The following is a 20,349-nucleotide window of genomic DNA, read 5'->3' as shown; positions in this document are numbered from 1 at the left end:
GAGCCCGGTCACTCCTCGGCGAAACCGCCGAAGAACAGCGCAACGAGCACGTCGGTGAACTCGTCGGTGGTGTATCCGTCCCGTCCCGGCCAGTGCATGCTCGCCCACAGCGCGTCCCGCACCGTGCGGTAGAAGACCTCGGCGGGGATGTCGGAGCGGAAGCTGCCGTCGGCGACGCCGGTGGCGATCGTGGTCAGCCAGTAGTCGCGCACCGTGCGCGACGGTGCGTCGACGACGTCGAGCAGGCCGTTGTCGCGCAGGTACTGCCGGTTCTGCTGGTAGATCGCCGTCGGATGGGGATGCTCCTCGATCACGACGAGGGTCTGGTGGATCAGGCCGCGCACAGTCTCGCGGGGACTCGTCGAGGTCTCCACGACGCGCCGGAAGCGCTGGTCGATGTCGGCCATGAAGCCGCTGAGGATCTCGGCGACGAGTGCATTCTTGGATCTGAAGAAGTGGTACAGGCTGCCGGAGAACACTCCGGCGCGTTCGCCGATGTCGCGGACCGTCGTCGGCCCGATCCCCTTGGTCGCGAAGAGTTCGGCCGCGAGCCGCATGATCTCGTCGCGTCGGTCCGACGTCATGGTTACCTCACCTTCCGATTCGCCGGTTCGGCGCGAGTTTTCCGCCCTCTGTTCCAACTGAGTGGGAGTGGGCAGTCCTGGCGGGGCGCCCGCGCCTACGGTACTGCACCAAGCGCTTGCTCAAGAAAGGTGGTGCGGACATGCCGACGCTGGAACAGGAGTTGGAACGCGAGTTCGAACAGTACGTCGGGAAGGTGGCCGAGCCCGCCCGGGTGGCCCGGTACGCCGTCGACGAGGCGATGATCCGGAACTGGGTCGAGGCCCACGACGACTACAACCCCGTCTACGTCGACCGGGACGCGGCCCGCGCGACCGGACGACCGGACGTGGTGTGCCCGCCCGCGATGATCTCGACGTGGGTGATGGCCGGCTACCGCCGCTGGCGCGAGGTGCAGCGGCTGCGCGCCGAAGGACGGACCGAGGACTTCGCCTACTCCGCGCTGATGACACTGCTCGACCGGCACGGCTTCACCTCCGTCGTCGCCACCAACGCCGAGCAGGACTACCACCGCGAACTCGTCCCGGGCGACCACGTCACCGCGCACTTCACCATCGAGTCGATCTCCCCGGTCAAGCACACCGGCCTGGGCCGCGGCTGCTTCGTCACCCTGCACAAACGCTACGAGAACCAGCACGGCGAACTGCTCGTCGAGGAGCGGTTCCGATTGCTCCGCTTCAATCCGAACACCACCGAGGAGGCGTGATGACGGCCGTTCCCAGGTTGACCGTCACCCAGGACAACGAGTTCTGGTTCGCAGCCGCCCGCGAGGGCCGGCTCGAGATCCAGCGCTGCAGCGACTGCGGCGCGCTCCGGCATCCGCCGGGACCGGCGTGCCCGAAGTGCCGCTCCTTCAAATGGGACGCTGTCGAGTCGTCGCGCCGCGGCACCCTGCACAGCTGGACCGTGATCCACCACCCGAAGGACCCGTCCTTCGACTATCCCCTCGCGGTCGGGCTGATCGACCTCGAGGAGGGCATCCGGATCGTCGCCGACATCGCCGGGGTCGAGCACGACCGGCTGCAGATCGGCATGGAGCTCGAGGTCGGCTTCGCCGAGCACGCGCACGGCGAAATCCTGCCGCAGCTGCGTCTTCCGGGCGGAGGTGCCGCATGAGCCTGCCGACCGTGTCCGTCGGCACCGAACTGCCGGCACTGGACCTGCCCCTCGATCGCAGCACCATCGTCGCCACCGCCATCGCCTCCCAGGATTTCGAGGACGTGCACCACGATCCGGGCGCAGCCGGAAAGCGCGGCACGCCCGACATCTTCATGAGCATCAACTCGACGAACGGATTCGTCGACCGCTACATCACCGACTGGGCCGGGCCGACCGCCCGCATCCGCCGCGTCGCACTGCGGCTGGGCGTCCCCAACTTTCCCGGCGACACCATGCGCCTGACCGGGACGGTGACCCGCGTCGACCCAGGCGCCGTCACCGTCGAGGTGCTCGGCCGTAACGCCCGAGGAACGCACGTGACCGCCGAGGTCACCGTCGCACCGTACGAAGGACAGACACGATGAGCGGCAGGATAATTCCCGGCGGGGGCTTCGCCCGCAGGGCGGCGATCGTCGGCATCGGCGCCACCGAATTCTCCAAGAACTCCGGGCGCAGCGAATGGCAGCTGGCCTGCGAGAGTGTGCTCGCCGCGCTCGAGGACGCACAGATCGGCGTCGAGGAGGTGGACGGCTTCGCGCTGTTCACGATGGAGACCAACCCCGAGATCGCGGTCGCCCGCGCACTCGGCATCCCCGAACTGACGTTCTTCAGCCGCATCCCGCACGGCGGCGGCGGCGCATGCGCACCCGTGCAGCAGGCGGCGCTCGCCGTCGCGAGCGGTGTCGCCGACGTCGTGGTCGTCTACCGGGCCTTCAACGAACGTTCCGGCACCCGGTTCGGCGCCGGCCCGCCGCCGTTCGCCTACACGGCCAACACCGATCAGGAATACCGCAACTGGATCAATCCCTACGGGCTGCTCACCCCCGCCCAGCAGGAGGCGTTCCTCGCCCGGCGCTACATGCACAAGTACGGCGCGACCAGCGCCGACTTCGGCCGCATCTCCGTGCTGTCGCGCAAGCATGCCGCAAACAACCCCAAGGCATGGTTCTACGAGCGGCCCATCACCCTCGACGAGCACCAGAACTCCCGGATGATCGCCGACCCGCTGCGGCTGCTCGACTGCTGCCAGGAGAGCGACGGCGGACAGGCCCTGGTGATCGTCAGCACCGAGCGGGCCCGCGACCTGCCGCACCCGCCGGCCGTCGTCTCCGCCGCCGCGCAAGGCGTCGGGCCCCAGCAGATCTCCATGAGCAGCTACTACCGCGAGGACATCGACGAGATGCCCGAGGTCGAGCTGGTGGCACGGCAGCTCTGGGATCAGGCGGGCATCGATCCGGACGACATCGACGCCGCAATCCTCTACGACGCGTTCACCCCGATGGTGCTGCTGCAACTCGAGGAGTACGGGTTCTGCGCCCGCGGCGAGGCCAAGGACTTCATCGCGGACGGCAACCTCGAACTCGACGGCCGTCTGCCCGTCAACACCCACGGCGGACAACTCGGCGAGGGATACATCCACGGCGTCAACGGAATCGCCGAGGGCGTGCGGCTGATCCGCGGCACGTCGGTGAACCAGCCCGGCAAGGACGTGGCGAACGTTCTGGTCACGGGCGGCTCCCCGGTGCCGCACAGCGCACTCGTGCTCTCCACCGACAACTGACCGACCACCCATCCAGAGGAAGTCCCGACATGACCGAACGCATCACCTATGCCCGCGCCACCCACGGCGAGGACGAAATCCGAGCGGTGGTCGACGTCCTGCGCAGCGGCCATCAGGGGCTGCGCATCGGCAAGAACGTCCTCGAGCTCGAACGCCGCATCCCCGAGCTGTCCGGGAAGCAGTACGGCGTGATGTGCAACTCCGGATCCTCCGGCCTGTACCTCGCGGTCGAGCTGCTCGATCTGCCGAAGGGCAGCGAAGTCATCACCTCGCCGCTGACCTTCTCCACCGACGTCGCGCCCCTCGTGCGCGCCGGCCTGATACCGGTCTTCGTCGACGTCGAACCGAACACGTTCAACGTCGACGTCACCAGGATCGAGGCGATGGTCACCGACCGGACCCGCGCCGTGCTCATCCCGAACCTCGCCGGCAACTGCCCGGACTGGGACGCGATCCGGGCCGTCGCCGACCGGCACGACCTGAAGGTGATCGAGGACACCTGCGACACCCTCGGCGCCCGGCTGCGCGGCACGCCCACCGGCGCGCGCGCCGACCTGACCGTCACCAGCTTCTCCATGGCCCACATCATCACGTGTGCCGGCACCGGCGGCATGGTCATGATGGACGACGAGCAGACCCGCGATCGCGCACTCCTGCTGCGCCGGTGGGGACGTCGATCCGAGCCGAACCTGTTCGGCAACGGACGTGGACGCGTCTTCCGGGAGGATCTGGACGGGGTCGACTACGACAACGACTTCATCTTCGACCTGCTGCCGTGGAACTTCGAGCCGTCCGAACTCGGCGCCGCCTACGGTGTCGTGCAGCTGAACAAGCTCGCGCAGAACTACGAGCGGCGCCGCAAGACCTTCGCGGAGTTCACCGCCGCGTACGGCGCCTACCCCGAGTTCTTCAGCACGCCGGTGGAGACCGATGAACTCGACACCGCCTGGTTGTGCTATCCCGTCACGGTCACCGCCGACGCCCCGTTCTCCCGTAGCGACCTGCAGGAATTCGTCGACGCGCAGGGCATCGACACGCGAACCGTGTGGAGCGGCAACATCACCCGCCACCCGATGATGGCGGGCGTTGAGCACCGCGTGCCGGACGAAGGCCTGCCCGAGGCCGATGCGGTGTTCGAGCGCGGCATGACGCTCGGCATGAGCCACGGGCTGTCCGACGAGGAGGTCACCCGCGTGACCGACGCGATCCACGCCTTCGCCGCGAAGTGGAGGTGACCGCCGTGCCGTCTCGTTTCACCGGCCGCATCTGCGACAGCCTCGGCCTCGTCGACGAATTCGGGCGCGAGGTCCGCGGGCTCGACAATCGGCAGTGGACCCGGGTGCAGGTGCCCGCATGAAGCCCGTGATCGTCGACGCCGCACGCACCCCCTTCGGCAAGCGCGACGGCTGGATCTCCGGTCTGCACGCCGCCGAGTTGCTCGGTCTCGCGCAACGCGGCGTGCTCGACCGGCTCGACCTCGATGCCACCCTCGTCGAGCAGGCCGTCGGCGGGTGTGTCACCCCGATCGGGGAGCAGTTCGGCAACATCACCCGCACCGCGTGGATGCACGCCGGCCTGCCGTCCCACACCGGGACCACCACCATCGACGCCCAGTGCGGCACCGCGCTGCAGGCGGTGCATCTCGTCGCCGGGCAGATCGCGCTCGGCACCCTCGAGGTCGGCCTGGCGTGCGGCGTCGAACTGATGTCGCGGGTCCCGCTCACCTACAAGGTCGGCACCGGCGCCGGCACCCCGCGGCCGGCGTCGTGGTCGGTGGACACCCCCGACCAGTACACGGCGGCCGATCGCATCGCCCGGCACCGCGGCTTCTCCCGCGAGGACCTCGACGCGTTCGGCCTGCGGTCGCAGCAGCGGGCGCGCGACGCCTGGGACGCCGGGTGGTTCGACCGGCAGATCATCCCCGTCGCCGTCCCGAGCGACGACGGCGACACCACGGTCACCCGGGACCAGGGACTGCGCGAGACCGGCATGGAGGCGCTCGCGCGGTTGCGTGCCACGATCGAGGGCGGTCTCCACACCGCCGGCACCTCGTCGCAGGTGTCCGACGGGGCGAGCGCCGCGGTCCTGATGTCCGAGGACAGGGCACGTGAACTCGGTGCGGCGCCGCGGGCCCGGCTGCTCGCGCAGTGCGTCATCGGCGGCGACACCGAGTTCATGCTCGACGGTCCGGTGGCCGCGGCGCAGGTGCTGTTCGACCGCACCGGGATGACGGTCGCCGACGTGGACCTGTTCGAGGTCAACGAAGCCTTCGCGGCCGTGCCGATGTCGTTCGCCCAGGTGCACAAGGTCGACCCGGACGTGCTCAACGTCGGCGGCGGTGCCATCGCCCTCGGTCACCCGGCCGGCGCCACCGGAATCCGGCTGCTGGCCACCGCGATCGACGAACTCGAACGCCGGGACCGGCAGGTCGCGATGATCGCCATCTGCGCGTCGGCTGCCACCACGTGCATGATTCTGGAACGGATGTAAGTCATGGCCATTGCACTCGACGCCGACCATCGCGACCTTGCCGACTCCGTCGCGGGCCTCGCCCGTCGCCATGCCCCGATCGAACGCACCCGCGCCGCGTTCGCCGACCTGGCGGCGGGCAAGCGGCCCGAGATCTGGGATGCGTGCATCGCGCAGGGCCTGCACGCCCTGCACCTGCCCGAGGAGCACGGCGGCGGTGGGGCGGGACTGCCGGAACTCGCGGTCGTGGCCGAGCAGTTCGGCCGCGCCCTGGTACCCGGGCCATGGGTGTCCACCGTCGTGGCCGGCGCGCTGACCGCCACCCTCCCGGCCGAGGGCACCGCGGCGGAGTTGTTGCGGCGGTTCGCCGACGGAGCGACCGGTGCCGCCGTCACCACCCCCGGTCTCGTCGCGATCACGTCGGGGCGGGGATGGACGGTCACCGGTGTCTCCGAGCCGGTGCTCGGGTTGCCCGGCGCCGACGAGGTGATCGTGCGCGCCACCGCCGACGGCGCGCCCGTGTGGTTCAGGCTCCCGCCCGCGGCCGGAGAGGTCGAGCTCGCCGACGGCGTGGACCCCACCCGCTCGGTGGGACGACTGCGACTGTCCGGAGCGGCGATCACGCCCGAGCACCTGCTCCCGGCGATCGACGACGACGACGTGCAGCTGATCGTCAACACCGTGCTCGGCGCCGAGGCGGCCGGGCTTGCGGCGTGGGCGCTGGACACCGCCGTGGACCACGTCCGCAACCGGCACCAGTTCGGCCGCCCGGTGGGCAGCTTCCAGGCCGTGCAGCACAAGGCTGCGATGATGCTGGTGCGTAGCGAGATCGCCTGTGCCGCAGCGTGGGACGCGGCCCGGTCGGTGCAGCAGGGCCGGGAGCAGCAGCGGCTCGCGGCGGCGCAGGCAGGACTGACGGCAGTGCCGGCGGCCGTCGACGTGGCGCTCGAATGCGTCACCCTGCTCGGCGGTCTCGGCTTCACCTGGGAACACGACGCGCACCTGTACTGGCGACGGGCACTGTCGATCGCCTCCGTCGCCGGCCCGGAGGACGTCTGGGCACGCCGGCTCGGTGAGCTCGCACTGTCGGACGAGCGCGACTTCTCCTTCGTCGAGGCCGATGCGCTACCGGAGCTGCGCGCGCAGGTCGGCGCCGTCCTCGACGAGGTACGTGCACTGCCGGACGACGCGGTGCACAGCGACGGATGGGCGCCGGCGCGAGGCGGGGCACGTCGCGCCCGCCTCGCCGAGGCCGGTCTCGTCGCGCCGCACTATCCCCGGCCGTACGGGCTGGCCGCCGGACCGCAGGAGCAGGCCGTGATCGCGGACGAATTCGCGCGCCGCGGCCTCGAACAGCCGACCACCGTCATCGGCGAGTGGGCCCTGCCCACCCTGCTGCTGCACGGCAGCGAGGACCAGCAGCGCCGCTTCGTCGCGCCCACCCTGCGCGGCGAGATCGTCTGGTGCCAGTTGTTCAGCGAACCGGGCGCCGGCTCGGACCTGGCCGGGTTGTCCACCCGGGCCCGCAAGGTGGACGGCGGCTGGATCCTCACCGGACAGAAGGTGTGGAATTCGATGGCGCACGAGGCGGATTGGGGTATCTGCCTGGCCCGCACCGATCCCGATGTGCCCAGGCACGAGGGCATCTCGTACTTCCTCGTCGACATGCGCAGCGACGGGCTCGACGTGCGGCCGCTGCGGCAGGCGACCGGGCGCGCGGAGTTCAACGAGGTGTTCTTCGACGACGTCTTCGTCCCCGACGACTGTCTGGTCTCCGAACCGGGGCAGGGCTGGCGCCTCGCGGTGACCACGCTCGCCAACGAACGGCTCAGCATGGGCACACAGCTCGCGCACGGCGCGGCCGCGCGGGTGCGCGACCTCGTCGAGTCGGGCCGCTACGCCGCCGGCCGCGACGACGCGTTGCGCGTCCTCGGCCGCAACACCGGCCGCGAGATGGCCCTGTCGGCGATGAACCTGCGCAGCGTGCTGCGACGGTTGTCCGGTCTCGACGCCGGCGCGGAGATCAGCGTCCAGAAGGTCTTCAGCGCCCTCGCCCAACGCGACGGCTCGCGCGGGCTGGTCTCGCTGCTCGGCCCGGTCGGCGCCGTCGACGACGACGGCCACATGCTCGACCACATCGGCCTGCCCGCGGTGCTGTTCGGCGGCGGCACCATCGAGATCCAGCTCAACGTGATCGCCCGTCGCGTGCTGGGACTGCCGCGCTGACACCGAATCCATCACACGAACCTGGAGGGGCCATGCACCCGGAACTGTCCGACAACTCACGTCGGCTCCGCACCGAACTGCGCAACTACTTCGCCGAGATCATCGACGACGACGACCGGCGCGCACTCGTCGATCAGACCGAGGGCGGTCCCGTGTTCGACCGCATCCTGCGGCGGATGGGCCGCGACGGGTGGCTCGGTCTCGGCTGGCCCACCGAATACGGCGGCCGGGGAGAGGATCCCGAGGCCCTGTACGTGTTCTACGACGAGGTGATCCGCGCCGGCGCACCGCTGTCGCTCGTCACCCTCAACACCGTCGCGCCGGCGCTGATGAAGCACGGTACCCAGGCGCAGAAGGACTTCTTTCTGCCGCCGATCCTGGCGGGCGAACTCATCTTCGCCATCGGCTACACCGAACCGAACGCGGGCACCGACCTCGCCTCGTTGCAGACCCGCGCCCGCATCGAGGGCGACGAACTGGTCATCAACGGCAACAAGATCTTCACCAGCGCCGGAGTCTACGCGGACTGGATCTGGCTGGCCGTCCGGACCGATCCGGACGCGCCGCGGCACGAGGGCATCTCGGTGGTGCTGGTACCGACGTCGGCGGCCGGGTTCTCGGTGACCGAGATCCACACCGTCGGTGGCATCAGCACCTCCGCCACCTACTACGACGACGTCCGCGTGCCGCTGACCAACGTCGTCGGCGAGCTGAACCAGGGCTGGGGCCTGATCACCAACCAGCTCAACCACGAGCGGGTGGCGCTCGCCGCCCGCGGTGGCATCGCGAACGAGTTGTACGACGCCGTCCTGGCCTGGGCGCAGTCCGAGCCCCTGGGCGCCGGGACGGTCTACGACCTGCCCTGGGTGCGCGCCAATCTGGCGGAGACGTACGCGCTGCTCAGCGCCGCCGATCTCGTCAACCTCCGGCTCGTCGCGGACGTCGCCGCGAACACCCTCGGCGGCGGTGATTCCGCGGCGGCGAAGATCTTCGGCACCGAGGCGGTCGTCACCGCCTACGGCAAGATGCAGGAGATCCTCGGCGTGCGGGGTCTGCTCCGGCCCGGCAGCCCCGGTGCCGTCCTCGAGGGGCGCGTCGAAACCCTGGCGCGCAGAGCCCAGAACAACACCTTCGGCGGCGGCACCAATGAGGTGATGCGCGAGATCGTCGCCGCCAAGTGCCTCGGCATGACGCTCGCCGCCCGTCGCCGCACCGATGCCCCCACCAGCACGAGGAGCTGACATGGATTTCGAACTCGACGACGACCTGACGAGTGTGCAGGACCTGGCGTCCCAGCTCTTCCGGCAGCTCGCGCCGGTCGATCGGGTTGTCGAGGTGGAGAAGAACGAGGGCGGCTTCGACGCGAAGCTGTGGAGTGCCCTGGCCGACGCCGGTCTGCTCGGCATCGCGGTGCCGGAGGAGTCCGGTGGCGCCGGGATGGGCCTGCTCGGCCTGATCACGGTGCTCGAACAGCAGGGCCGGCACGTGGCGCCGGTCCCGCTGTGGTCGGTGACGGCGGCCGCATCGGCGATCGTCCGTTTCGGCACGGCCGAACAGGTCGAACGTCTGGTCCCCGGCATCGTGGACGGATCCCGACCGGTCGTCGCGGCGTTCGATGCGCCCTACGGTGAACTCACCTCGCTGTCGGCGGTGAGCAAGGGCGACGACCTGGTCGTCAGTGGAACCGTCGCCGGTGTGCCCGCCGCAGCCGTGGCCGCCGCGACGATCGTTCCGGTCCGGTGCGACGACGGGTCGCTCGCCGTCGCGGTGATACCGACCGGGGCGGACGGGGTCACGGTGGAACCGGTCGCCGCAACCGACCGCGGCAGCCTCGCCCACGTCCGGTTCGACGACGTCGTGGTGCCCGCGTCCGATCGCCTGCCGGGCGACGGCGCGGAGACGGTCACCTGGGTGCGCCGCCGGATCCAGCTCGCGCTCGCCGCGGTGCAGCTGGGCGTGTGCGGGCAGGCGTTGAAGACGACGGCCGAATACACCTCGCAGCGAATCCAATTCGACCGTCCGCTGTCGACCAACCAGGCGGTGGCGGTGCGGGCCGCAGACGCCTACCTCGACACCGAGGCGATCCGGCTCACCACCCGGAGGGCGGCGTGGCTGCTCGACGCCGGACGGGAGCAGGAGGCCGAATCCGCGGTTCTCGTCGCCACATGGTGGGCGTCGCGCGGCGGTCTGCGGGTGGTGCACGCGACGCAGCACCTGCACGGCGGTATCGGTGCGGACGTGGACTACCCGATCCACCGCTACTTCCTGTGGGGACGGCAATTGTGCTTCACCCTCGGCGGTGCGGACGCCACCGCGGCCGAGCTGGGAGACGTCCTCGGATCCGCACCAGGAATCGGGGCGCCCGCATGACGAACGCCGGGCAGCTCGTCACCGGCGCGAGCCGCGGCACCGGCCGGGCGATCGCTCGAGATCCACTTCGGCGCGGACGAGGCGCGCCCGGCTGATCGCGAACGCCCTGCACGAGGGCCCGCCCGACAGCGTGCACGGCGGGTTCAGCGCTCACCTGCTGGACTGCATGCTCGGCATCCTCATGCAGGCACGGGGCAGTCGTTCGCTGACGGCGTCGCTCGACCTGCGCTACCTGCGGCGCACGTCGCTCGACGAGCCGCTGGATCTGTATTCGCGGATCGTCGAGATCGAGGGCCGGAAGACCGTCGCCGGGGGTTGGATCGAATGCCGCGGTGAGTGCACGGTCGAGGCGCGGGGAGTGTTCGTCCGCGTCGAGGAATGACCGGTTCCGTCGACGGAACGGTGTGCAGGCAGCTCGAATTCGCGGCGCGCCGGACGACCTCCGGCGCGCCGCCACGTTCTAGTTCACGACACCCACGTGCGTTCGGTGCGACAGACGGGTCCGCGCGGTGGAACCGGGCCGGCCGGGTGTGAGCAACCGCGAGGTGCGGCGCGCGGTGGCCCAGACCATCGGTGCGATGTGGGCGAGTTCGATCGTTCCGCGGCACGCCACCGAGATCGCACCCACGACGCCGTCGGGACCGACAACCGGTGCGGCGACCGCGCTGATGGACATGGGGCACGCGTGGCCGGGCACGAACGCGAGACCCTGCCGCTGGCGCACCCGGTTCAGACGGTCGTGCAGTGTCGACAGGTCGGCCCGGGACCGTACGTGCGGTCCGGCCGTCATGAGGGCGTCGACCTTCTCCGGCTCGAGACCGGCGAGCAGCGCCCGTCCGCTGACGGTGCTCTCGGCCGGCAGCCGGGCCGCGACCTGGGAGGGGATGCCCGCGCTCGCCGTGCCCCCGATCCGGTCGAGGAAATAGACGGACGAGCCTTCGAGCACCGTCAGGTGCGCGACTCCGCCGGTGCCGATCTGCAGGTCGTTGAGCATCCCCGCCGCTGCGGCGCGCAGCTGCGAGTAGTCCCGGGGTCGGGCCATCGTCTGCATCCGCAGACCGGGGCCGTATCCGCGGGAGTCGTGTTCGACCCAGTGAAGGTCGACGAGCTGGGTGAGCAGGCGGAAGGCGGTCGAGCGGGGCAATCCGGTGGCGGCCGTGATCTCCTCGAGGAACATCCGGTCGGGACCGGATGCGAACACGTCGAGGATCTGGGTGAACCGTTCCGCCACGCTGGGGCGTTGCTCGCGCGGCATGTCCGACGTCGGAATCGAGTCACTACGCGTCACTGTCAATGTCTGGCCTCCTTCGGTGCACTTTACCTAGCATTTGCTTGGTGCGCTATGCGGAATGCGGTGCGCTCCCGTCAGGCGGGAACGGGCCGTGTCTACTGTGACTGCTCTGATGTGATGCGCTCGTACAGAATCGAGGCGTTGCAGCCGCGGCGACAATTCCGCACCGGACGGTTCCCGGCGGTGCGTCGAACCGGACGGCAGGCGTCGCATGCTGCACACAGCGGAGGTGGACGGTGGAGACATTCACGGACGTGCTGCTCGCGCGGCGAGGCGACCCGAAAGTCGGACTGCGTTTCGAGGGGAGGGACTGGACCTGGGACGAGGTGGTGTCCGAAAGCGCCTGTAGAGCAGCCGCTCTCGAGGCGATCGTGACCGCCCCGGCCGGTCGGCAACGCCACGTCGGGGTCCTGCTGGACAACGTGCCCGATTTCGTGTTCTGGATAGGAGCCGGGGCGCTCGCCGGCGCCGTCGTAGTCGGAATCAACGCCAGCCGCGGCGGGCCCGAGATCGCTCACGACATCGCCCACGCGGACGTCGACCTCCTCGTCACCGAGAACCGGCTCGCGCACCTGGTCCACGGTGAGGAGCACGGCCTTGCGGTAGAGCGGATCCTGAACGTCGACTCGGACTCCTACGCCGAACTGCTCGCACCGTTCCGCGGCGTGGAGCCGCCCGCCGCGACACCGTCGCCTGAGCAACTTGCCCTTCTGCTGTTCAGTTCGGGATCGACCGGGGCGCCCAAGGCGGTCGTCGTCGGCCAGGGGCGACTCGGCCGGCTGATCGACGTTCTCGTCGACCGGACACAGATGCGCCGGGACTCGGTCGCCTACCTGTGCATGCCCTTGTTCCACGGCAATGCGCTCATGCTCAACCTGGGCACGGCGATGCGCGTGGGGGCCACGGTGGCGATGGTCCGCAAGTTCTCCGCCTCGCGTTTCGGGGACGACATCCACCGGTACGGCGCGACGTTCGTCAACTACGTCGGCCGGGCCCTGTCCTACGTGCTGAGCCGGCCCGAGGATCCCCGGGACCGGACGGGCACACTGGAACTGGCGTTCGGCACCGAGGCCTCCGAGGCCGACGTCACGCGTTTCGCCGAGCGATTCGGCTGCACGGTGATCGAGGGTTACGGCCTCAGTGAGGGAGTGTTCCGGATCAACCGCACGCCCGGGACTCCGCCGGGCTCGCTGGGCCTGCCCGCCGGCGACGCCGACGTCCGGATCCTGGACGAGGCGACCGGACACGAATGCCCACGCGCCCGGTTCGACGCCACCGGCCGGCTGACGAACCCCGAGGCGGTGGGGCAGATCGTCGCGGTGGGGGCTGCCGGCATGTTCGAGGGCTACTACAAGAACCCGGGGGCGATGGCGGACCGCGTCCGGGGCGACGACTTCTGGTCCGGGGATCTCGGATACCGGGATGCCGACGGGTACTTCTACTTCGCCGGCCGCTCCTCCGACTGGCTACGGGTCGACAGCGAGAACTTCTCCGCGGCACCGATCGAACGGATTCTGCAGCGTCATCCGGCGGTCCTGTCCGCCCCGGTCTTCGCGGTGCCCGATCCGGTCACCGGCGACCAGGTCATGTGTGTACTCGAACTGTCGCCCGGCGCGCACCTGGACGGGCGACAGTTCGGTTCGTTTCTCGCCGCGCAACCGGACATGGGCGACAAGTGGTGGCCGCGGTTCGTGCGGATCGTCGAGCGAATCCCGTTGACAGGCAGCAACAAGGTGAACAAGGCGCCGTTGCGGTCCGCGGCGTGGCGCACCGACGATCCGGTCCTGGTCCGGGTGGGACGAACCAGCGAGTACGTTCCGTTCGGCGAGGACGCGCGGGACCGCTACGAGGCCGAGTTCGTCGCGCACGGCCGGGCGGGACTGCTTCCGGCCCGATCGGTGGCCACAACCCCGGTCGCCTGACCGGAACGACGGCACCCCGAGCCGGGCGGGGCGATCGGCGAAGTACCCGGAGACCTGCGCCTCGAGTTCGTCGCCGGTGCCCGGGGAGCGGCCCGCTCGGTGCTCGGGGGGAGCGGCCCGCTCGGTGCTCGGGGGGAGCGGCCCGCTCGGTGCTCGGGGGGAGCGGCCCGCTCGGTGCTCGGGGGGAGCGGCCCGCTCAGTGCCCGGGCGTCCGGTACGCGGCGTTGCGATGCACCGCGTCGTCCATCTCCTGCGGGGTGAGCAGCCGGATCGGCACGGAACGCGCGATGCCGGACGCCCGGGTGCGGAACTCGAGCGTGGCCACGGCGAGGTCGTCGGGCACCTCCCCGATGACGTAGAGGTCGTGCCCGCCGAGTGCGAAGTGCACGGACTCGACGCTGCCGCCCACGCTCTCGACCATCTCGGTGATGGCGGAACTACGGACGGAACCACCCTCGGAGAGCAGTCCCTGCGCGCCCTCCGGGGTGTAGGTGACCTGCCACAGGTACTTCGGCATGTTCTCAGCTCCTCGGCTGTCGGACCATTCCATGGTCGGGCTCGTGGACCCTCCCATCGTCGGCCCGGAGGCCCTGTCGCGGGATGGTTTCCGCCGGAACCGGCGTAGGTTCGTGATCGAACATCCGCCACCGTCCGCCGAGGAAAGGACCACGCCGTGCCCGAAGCCCCGCTGCCGCAGGCCGTCGCCGAGATGCTGGCCCAGCCGAATTACGCCACGATCAGCACGTTGCGCGCCGACGGACATCCGGTGTCGGTGCCCACCTGGTATCTGTTCGAGAACGGCCGCATCCTGGTCAACATGGACGCCGGTCGCACCCGCCTCGGGCACCTGCGGCGCGATCCCCGGGTCAGTCTCAGCGCCATGGACCCGACGGACTGGGTGACGCACGTGAGCATCCAGGGCCGGGTCACCGAGTTCGCCGACGACCCGGAACTGACCGACATCGACCGGATCGCGCGGCACTACACCGGCAAGCCGTACGGGGTGCGCAACCGGCCGCGGGTGAGTGCCTGGATCGACATCGACCGCTGGCACGCGTGGGGCCGGCTCAAGGACGTCGCCTGAGCCGGCCCCGGGCGGCCGGGCTCACACGAGCCCGGCCGCCTTGGCCACCTTGCGGATCTGGAAGGAAAGGACGATCAGCAGCACGCCGAAGAGGATCGCGTAGATGCCGAGCAACCAGATCAGGCTGATGATGCCGCTGCCCGGGAAGATCAGCAGCACGACGCCGAGCAGGACGGCGAGGATCCCGGCGAACAGCGACCATCCCCACCCGGAGTTCGGTACCTTCCGGAAGCTCAGCGCACCGATGATGCCGGTGACGCCGAACAGGATCGCGTAGAACGCGATGATGTAGAGCACCACGAGTGCGGTGGCCGCGGGCCAGACGAGGGCCACGATGCCGGCGGCGATGGAGACCAGGCCCATCGCGAGCCACCAGCCCCAGCCGTCGAGGCGAGCCCGGTCGCGAATCGAGTGGTAGACGAGCACCACGCCGTCGACGATGGCATAGATGCCGAACACCACCACCAGGGCCCAGACGGTGATCCCGGGCCACACCAGGGCGACCACGCCGAACAACACGGCGAGGATGCCGCGGATCAGCACCAACCACCACATCTGTTTGAACAGGGGACTGAACTGATCGTTTGCGGTGAAAGCTCTCTCGGACACGGCCACTCCTAGGATGCGGTCTCGTAGTTCGGGCACAGCGTAGGCCCGTGCCGCGCCCGGCGCCCGCCGAATGACGATCCGATTCCCAGTCGTGACGAGCGTTACCGTGTAGCGGTGGCTCAGGTGCGGATCGGGATCTCCGGCTGGCGGTACGCCCCGTGGCGTGGCGACTTCTATCCGTCCGGCCTGCCGCAGCGCCGCGAACTCGAGTACGCCGCGGAGCGGTTCGGCTCCATCGAGATCAACGGCACCTTCTACGCGCTGCAGCGGCCGTCGAGCTTCCTGCGGTGGCGCGACGAGACGCCGGACGGGTTCGTCTTCGCCGTCAAGGGCGGACGGTTCGTCACCCACATGAAGCGTCTCGTCGACGTGGACGACGCCCTCGCCAACTTCTTCGCCTCCGGTGTGCTCGCCCTCGGTCCCAAGCTCGGACCGGTGCTGTGGCAACTGCCCCCCACTCTGGCATTCGAGCCGGAGCGCCTCGGCGCATTTCTCACGAGCCTGCCCGCGTCGACGCGCGAGGCCGCGGCGCTCGCGGCGCGGCACACGGACAAGGTGCGCGAGGACCGGGTGTGGACCGAGATCGACGCGGACCGGCCGATCCGGTACGCGCTCGAGGTGCGCCACCCCAGCTTCGCCGACGAAGAGGCGGTCGCCCTGCTCCGCCGGCTCGACGTCGCCCTCGTCGTCGCGGACACCGCGGGCCGCTTCCCGTTCCTCACCGAGGCCACCACCGATTTCGTCTACGTGCGGTTGCACGGCGACACCGAGCTGTACGCCAGCGGCTACACCCCCGAGGCGCTGGACGAGTGGGCGGCCCGGATCCGCGGTTGGCGCTCCGAGGGGCGCGACGTATACGTGTACTTCGACAACGACATCAAGGGCTATGCGCCGTGGGACGCGCTCGAGCTGCAACGCCGGGTGTGACACGGATGTCGGTGCCGGCTGGCAGGCTGGCGCCGACACGTCGGCAACCCCAGGAGGACATCGTGTGGCCAACGCAGTGGCCGGAGATCGCACGCGACGTTGCGGATCACACCGCGACCGCGCTCGCCGCGGCCCGGGCGCAGTCGGTGCCGGCGTGGGAGGACGCGGTGGCCGAGCTCGCCGCGTTGCCGTACGAGCAGGTCGCCGGGGTACACGCGACGATGATGCGGGAACTGCTCGAGGAGTTGCATCCGGACGGGCTGACCGGTGAGGACGTGCAGGCGGTGCTGGAGCGCAGCGCGCGCACGGCGTCGACGTGGCTGCCGTCACTGCAGCCGGACACGCTGGTCGCGGTGCTCACCGGCACGCTCGGGGTGTCCGATCCCGACGCGCCGAAGGCTAGCCCCGACGAGTACCTGCGGGCGGGGCTGGTCGTGCTCGCGGATCTGCTCGCGGCACGCCGGGCGGGTCCCGAGCTCTACCTGCGCCGCGCGCTGGGCGAGATCGAACGCGCAGAGACGATCGAGATGCCCTGACGTCCCGGATCAGGGCCGGGTCTGCGCCTCGACCTCGCGGGTGAGGCGCCGCAGCAGAGCGGTGAGGGTGTCGAGTTCGCCGTCGGTGAATCCGTCGAGCAGGTGGCGTTCCCGGGTGAGGCGGCGCGGGAACTCGGTGTCGACCACGGCTCGCCCCGCATCGGTGAGTGCGAGCAGGACCACGCGACCGTCCCGCTCGAAGCGCTGACGTTCGACGAGGCCGAGCCCGACGAGGCGGTCCGCGTGCTTGGTGGTGGAAGCGCCACTCAGTCCGGTGACGGAGGTGACTTCGCTGGCGCGCAGCGGTGATTCGCTGCGGGCGAGGGCGCACAGCACCTCGAATTCGGGGCGCGTGACGCCGCTGGGGACGAGTTCGCGGTCCAGTTGGGCGAGCACCAGGGAGCTGATCCGCGTGATGCGGCCGACGACGTCGATGGGTCGCGTGTCGATGTCGGGGTACGTCTCGGCCCAGCCGACCCGCACGCGGTCGACGAAGTCCTCGGGCTGGGTGGCGTCCGTCATGGGCCCATTCTAGCGATGAGTCTCACAATCGATTAATATTTAATTTATACGTGAAGTATCTACACTGGGGGAGTGCCCCTCGCTACCTCTGTCCCGGACCGCAGCCGCCTCCGTCACTCGCGGATCGCCCTCGCGCACTCCCTCTCGCCGACGGCGTGGCGCGAGTCGCTCGAGTTCCGCAGTGCGGACGCCACGCGCGCTCCGGCGCTGCGCGTCGGGGCGGCAGTTCTCGTAGTCCTCGTCGCGGGAGGGCTGCTGGATCTGCCGCATCCGGCCGGCTTCGCCGCACTCGGTGCACTCGCCTCGGCGTTCGGCCGGCACGAGCCCTACTCGCAGCAGGCCGGCAAGATCGCGGTGGTCGGCCTCGGGGTGGTCGGGTACGCCGCACTCGGTGCCGCCGTGGGGACCACCGGTGCAGCCATGTGGACGCAGATCGCGGTGCTCTCCGTCGCGGCCGCGATCGCCTTCTGGATCCTCGGCGCCTTCCGGCTGTCCGGCCCCGGCCCGGTGATCCTCATCTTCGCCGCGGCCGGTGCCGCCGGATTCGCCCGCACCGCCGTAGACGTGCGCGACGTGGTCGTCGCGACGGCCCTCGGCGCGCTCGTCGGCTGGGCCGTCGCGATGCTGCCCGCGCTGCATCACCCGCACGGTCCCGCCCGGCTCGCCGTGGCCCGGGCCCTGGCGGCGGTCGCGGCGATCGAACGCGACGGCGAACGGGCCGTGCCGGGCGCCCGGGCGGCGATCGCCCGCGCCCACGAGGTTCTCGCGCTCGGATTCAGCCGGACCGACCGGCACACCCACGAACTGCTTGCGCTGCTCGACGCGGCCGAGACGGTCGTCGACGGGGCCGCATCCGGCGTCGCGGCCGATCGCGTCGCCGAATTCGCCCTGTTCGAGGCCGAGCTGAGAAAGGTGCGGCGCGACATTGCGATTCCTCGCGTCGATGCGGCGGGGGCGCCGGTCCTCGAGCGGCCCGCCGGGTTCGCGCGAGAGGGATTCGCCCGGTTGCGCGATCGCGCGCTTCTCGTCGGCGCGGGCCGGGTGCTGCTCGCCGCGCTGATCGCGGGCTGGTTCGCCGAGGCCGCCGGTCTGCAGCACCCGCTGTGGGCGACGATGGGCGCGATGGCCGCGTTGCAGGGGGCCAACTACCGGAACACCGTGCAGCGCGCGATCCAGCGGTTGCTCGGCAACGTCGCAGGCGCGGTGCTCGCCGCCGCGCTGCTCGCGCTGTCCCTCGACTACTGGCCGTACGCGCTGGCCATCGTCGTCCTGCAGACGGTGGCGGAACTGTACGTGATGAAGAACTACGCAGCGACCTCCGTCGCGGTGACCGCGATGGCGCTGCTCCTCACCGGTCTCGGGGCGTCCGTCGGGCCGGAGATCGCGCTGAGCCGGATCGCCGACACCCTCGTCGGTGTGGTGGTCGGCGTGCTCGTCGCGGCCGCGACGATCGACCGCGCCGACCGGCATCACCTCACGGCAGCGCCGGCGCGCTGAGTGAGCCCCGCGCGGCGGGGCTGCGTGACGCCGCGGATCGCGGGTCACCCGTTAGCATCGGCGCATGCGCGTGCGCCGGATCGTCGACCTGAGCCGCACCGTCTCCGGCGACACCCAGGTCTACCCGGGCGATCCCGTGCCGGTGCTCACGCCGCACGCGACGCTCGAGCGCGACGGGTACAACCTGCTGCGGGTGGAGATCGGCTCGCAGACCGGAACGCACGTCGACGCCCCGCTGCACATGCGCGCCGGGGCCGCGCCGATCGACCGGGTGCCGCTCGAACATTTCGTGGGTCGCGGGATCGTCCTGGACGTGCGGGGCCTGCCGCCGCGCACCGCGGTGACGCGGCGGCACGTCGTCGACGGGGTGGCCGGCGGGCCGGACCCGGGCCCCGGCGACATCGTCCTCCTGCATACCGGGTGGGCCGAGCACTACGGCACCGATGCCTACTTCGAGCACCCCTATCTGTCGGAGGACGCGTGCCGGTGGCTGCTCGGGCGGGGCGTGCGCACCATCGGCCTCGACGCCCCGAGCATCGATTCCGCCCTCGGCAGTGACTATCCCGCGCATCGCCTCGTCGCCGAGGCCGGCGGCATCGTGTGCGAGAACCTGTGCAACCTCGAACTCGTCGACTTTCCCGATCCGCTGATCAGTCTTCTTCCGCTGCGGCTGCGGGACGCGGACGGCGCCCCGGTGCGGGCCGTGGCGATCGCGCTCGAGCCGTGATCAGGGCACCTGCGTCGCGACGATGCGTGCGGTGCCGTACGCCGCGGTACCGAGCGTGACGACCGCGAACGCCACGATCCATACCGCCGTCGGCACCCGGGTGAGCCACCGCAGCTGATCCGCGTCGGAGCCGTGCCCGCGGCCGCGCCGGTGGGTGCGCGCCAGTTCGAGCACCGGCCGGGTGGCGCCGAACAGCAGCACCCAGGTGGTCAGGTACGCGACGGTGTAGCGCACCAGCTCGTCGCCGTAGTAGGCGGCGGTCCCGATCACCGCGCCGGCCGCCAGCACCGAGACGAATCCGAAGAAGTTGCGGATCAACAGGATCAGCAGGGCGAGCGCGGCCAGCACGGACCACAGCACCGCTGCGGGCCGGTCGACGGTGAGCAGGGTCGCGGCCACGAACCCGAGCACGGCCGGGCCGGTGTACCCGGCGAACGCGGTGGCGATCATGCCCGGCCCGCGTGGGTTGCCGGAGGACACGGTCACGCCCGAGGTGTCGCTGTGCAGGCGGATGCCCGCCAGCTGCCGGCCCACGAGCCGTGCGACGAGCGCGTGCGAGCCCTCGTGTGCCTGGGTGATCACATGCCGCGTCACCAGCCACAGCGGGCGCACCGTCACCAGCACCAGCGCGACGGTGGCGGTGAGGGCGACGAGCAGGGGCGGCGCGGGCTCGCTCACCGCGGAGACGGCGTGCCATCCGGCGCGGACCGCCGACCCGAAGGACTCGAGTGGCGTGGACGGATCGGCCTCAGGGTCCACGGTCGGCACCTTTCTCTCGGGAGTCCGCCATCGTACGGTCCGGCAATTCGCTCCACGGGCGCCGGGAATGTGCCACTCTCTATAGGGGCTAATCATTCATATCAATAGG

At 70.5% G+C, this 20,349-nt stretch carries 22 protein-coding genes; 16 read left to right on the top strand and 6 right to left on the bottom strand.

Annotation, left to right across the window (positions count from 1 at the left end):
* Positions 1-8: 8 nt before the first annotated feature.
* Positions 9-584, bottom strand: a complete 576-nt coding sequence (locus tag KZJ41_RS26605) for a TetR/AcrR family transcriptional regulator (protein ID WP_006941703.1) — start codon at positions 582-584, stop codon at positions 9-11.
* Between the two features lie 140 nt (positions 585-724).
* On the opposite strand from KZJ41_RS26605, the gene KZJ41_RS26600 reads away from it, so the two are divergent.
* The 10 genes from KZJ41_RS26600 (at position 725) to KZJ41_RS26555 (ending at position 10,748) form a co-directional block, all read left to right on the top strand.
* A complete protein-coding gene (locus KZJ41_RS26600; RefSeq protein WP_006941702.1) occupies positions 725-1,288 on the top strand; it encodes a MaoC family dehydratase N-terminal domain-containing protein in 564 nt (187 codons plus the stop codon).
* Positions 1,288-1,698 (top strand): Zn-ribbon domain-containing OB-fold protein, encoded by a 411-nt coding sequence (locus KZJ41_RS26595; RefSeq protein WP_006941694.1) that lies wholly within the window; start codon positions 1,288-1,290, stop codon positions 1,696-1,698. The genes KZJ41_RS26600 and KZJ41_RS26595 overlap by 1 nt, the downstream gene beginning before the upstream one ends.
* Entirely contained in the window at positions 1,695-2,105 is a 411-nt protein-coding gene (locus KZJ41_RS26590; RefSeq protein ID WP_006941693.1) for a MaoC/PaaZ C-terminal domain-containing protein, read from the top strand. The genes KZJ41_RS26595 and KZJ41_RS26590 overlap by 4 nt, the downstream gene beginning before the upstream one ends.
* On the top strand, positions 2,102-3,301 hold the full coding sequence (locus KZJ41_RS26585) for a lipid-transfer protein (protein ID WP_102800566.1): 1,200 nt from the start codon (positions 2,102-2,104) through the stop codon (positions 3,299-3,301). The genes KZJ41_RS26590 and KZJ41_RS26585 overlap by 4 nt, the downstream gene beginning before the upstream one ends.
* A gap of 29 nt (positions 3,302-3,330) precedes the next feature.
* Positions 3,331-4,536 (top strand): DegT/DnrJ/EryC1/StrS aminotransferase family protein, encoded by a 1,206-nt coding sequence (locus KZJ41_RS26580; RefSeq protein ID WP_006941691.1) that lies wholly within the window; start codon positions 3,331-3,333, stop codon positions 4,534-4,536.
* 118 nt (positions 4,537-4,654) lie between these two features.
* Positions 4,655-5,791, top strand: a complete 1,137-nt coding sequence (locus KZJ41_RS26575; protein WP_029546581.1) for a steroid 3-ketoacyl-CoA thiolase — start codon at positions 4,655-4,657, stop codon at positions 5,789-5,791.
* 3 nt (positions 5,792-5,794) lie between these two features.
* On the top strand, positions 5,795-7,996 hold the full coding sequence (locus KZJ41_RS26570) for an acyl-CoA dehydrogenase (RefSeq protein WP_231772320.1): 2,202 nt from the start codon (positions 5,795-5,797) through the stop codon (positions 7,994-7,996).
* Positions 7,997-8,028: 32 nt separating this feature from the next.
* Positions 8,029-9,237 carry an acyl-CoA dehydrogenase family protein gene (locus tag KZJ41_RS26565; RefSeq protein ID WP_006941685.1) on the top strand — a complete coding sequence of 403 codons (1,209 nt, stop codon included), beginning with the start codon at positions 8,029-8,031 and terminating at the stop codon, positions 9,235-9,237.
* A 1-nt stretch (position 9,238) separates the two neighbouring features.
* Positions 9,239-10,366 carry an acyl-CoA dehydrogenase family protein gene (locus KZJ41_RS26560; protein WP_029546579.1) on the top strand — a complete coding sequence of 376 codons (1,128 nt, stop codon included), beginning with the start codon at positions 9,239-9,241 and terminating at the stop codon, positions 10,364-10,366.
* Positions 10,367-10,532: 166 nt separating this feature from the next.
* A complete protein-coding gene (locus KZJ41_RS26555) occupies positions 10,533-10,748 on the top strand; it encodes a hypothetical protein (RefSeq protein ID WP_235194129.1) in 216 nt (71 codons plus the stop codon).
* 78 nt (positions 10,749-10,826) lie between these two features.
* On the opposite strand, the gene KZJ41_RS26550 is transcribed toward KZJ41_RS26555, so the two are convergent.
* Complete coding sequence (locus tag KZJ41_RS26550; RefSeq protein WP_251549894.1) at positions 10,827-11,654, bottom strand: IclR family transcriptional regulator; 828 nt, start codon at positions 11,652-11,654, stop codon at positions 10,827-10,829.
* 239 nt (positions 11,655-11,893) lie between these two features.
* On the opposite strand from KZJ41_RS26550, the gene KZJ41_RS26545 reads away from it, so the two are divergent.
* Positions 11,894-13,579, top strand: coding sequence for an AMP-binding protein (locus tag KZJ41_RS26545; RefSeq protein WP_168580279.1), 1,686 nt, complete (start codon positions 11,894-11,896; stop codon positions 13,577-13,579).
* A 196-nt stretch (positions 13,580-13,775) separates the two neighbouring features.
* Here the strand turns inward: KZJ41_RS26545 and KZJ41_RS26540 are convergent, their stop codons facing one another.
* Positions 13,776-14,096 carry a GYD domain-containing protein gene (locus tag KZJ41_RS26540; RefSeq protein WP_006941680.1) on the bottom strand — a complete coding sequence of 107 codons (321 nt, stop codon included), beginning with the start codon at positions 14,094-14,096 and terminating at the stop codon, positions 13,776-13,778.
* A 156-nt stretch (positions 14,097-14,252) separates the two neighbouring features.
* On the opposite strand from KZJ41_RS26540, the gene KZJ41_RS26535 reads away from it, so the two are divergent.
* Positions 14,253-14,663 (top strand): PPOX class F420-dependent oxidoreductase, encoded by a 411-nt coding sequence (locus KZJ41_RS26535; protein ID WP_006941679.1) that lies wholly within the window; start codon positions 14,253-14,255, stop codon positions 14,661-14,663.
* Positions 14,664-14,684: 21 nt separating this feature from the next.
* On the opposite strand, the gene KZJ41_RS26530 is transcribed toward KZJ41_RS26535, so the two are convergent.
* Positions 14,685-15,278, bottom strand: a complete 594-nt coding sequence (locus KZJ41_RS26530) for an HdeD family acid-resistance protein (protein WP_037201226.1) — start codon at positions 15,276-15,278, stop codon at positions 14,685-14,687.
* Between the two features lie 108 nt (positions 15,279-15,386).
* Between KZJ41_RS26530 and KZJ41_RS26525 the strand changes: the two genes are divergently transcribed.
* Both KZJ41_RS26525 and KZJ41_RS26520 read left to right on the top strand, forming a co-directional pair.
* Positions 15,387-16,199 (top strand): DUF72 domain-containing protein, encoded by an 813-nt coding sequence (locus tag KZJ41_RS26525; protein WP_006941676.1) that lies wholly within the window; start codon positions 15,387-15,389, stop codon positions 16,197-16,199.
* Between the two features lie 62 nt (positions 16,200-16,261).
* A complete protein-coding gene (locus KZJ41_RS26520; RefSeq protein WP_006941675.1) occupies positions 16,262-16,735 on the top strand; it encodes a hypothetical protein in 474 nt (157 codons plus the stop codon).
* 9 nt (positions 16,736-16,744) lie between these two features.
* Here the strand turns inward: KZJ41_RS26520 and KZJ41_RS26515 are convergent, their stop codons facing one another.
* Complete coding sequence (locus KZJ41_RS26515) at positions 16,745-17,257, bottom strand: MarR family winged helix-turn-helix transcriptional regulator (RefSeq protein WP_006941674.1); 513 nt, start codon at positions 17,255-17,257, stop codon at positions 16,745-16,747.
* A gap of 72 nt (positions 17,258-17,329) precedes the next feature.
* Between KZJ41_RS26515 and KZJ41_RS26510 the strand changes: the two genes are divergently transcribed.
* Together KZJ41_RS26510 and KZJ41_RS26505 are read left to right on the top strand one after the other, a co-directional pair.
* A complete protein-coding gene (locus tag KZJ41_RS26510; protein WP_006941673.1) occupies positions 17,330-18,754 on the top strand; it encodes an FUSC family protein in 1,425 nt (474 codons plus the stop codon).
* A gap of 64 nt (positions 18,755-18,818) precedes the next feature.
* The gene (locus KZJ41_RS26505; protein ID WP_006941672.1) at positions 18,819-19,481 is read left to right on the top strand and encodes a cyclase family protein; all 663 of its coding nucleotides are present in this window, start codon (positions 18,819-18,821) and stop codon (positions 19,479-19,481) included.
* Here the strand turns inward: KZJ41_RS26505 and KZJ41_RS26500 are convergent, their stop codons facing one another.
* Positions 19,482-20,240 carry a M50 family metallopeptidase gene (locus tag KZJ41_RS26500; RefSeq protein WP_006941671.1) on the bottom strand — a complete coding sequence of 253 codons (759 nt, stop codon included), beginning with the start codon at positions 20,238-20,240 and terminating at the stop codon, positions 19,482-19,484.
* Positions 20,241-20,349: the final 109 nt, after the last annotated feature.

Origin of the sequence: Rhodococcus sp. 11-3 (assembly GCF_023704055.1) — a bacterium.
GTDB classification, from domain to species: Bacteria; Actinomycetota; Actinomycetes; order Mycobacteriales; family Mycobacteriaceae; genus Rhodococcus; species Rhodococcus aetherivorans.
This window is presented reverse-complemented; position numbering and strand designations above follow the sequence as displayed.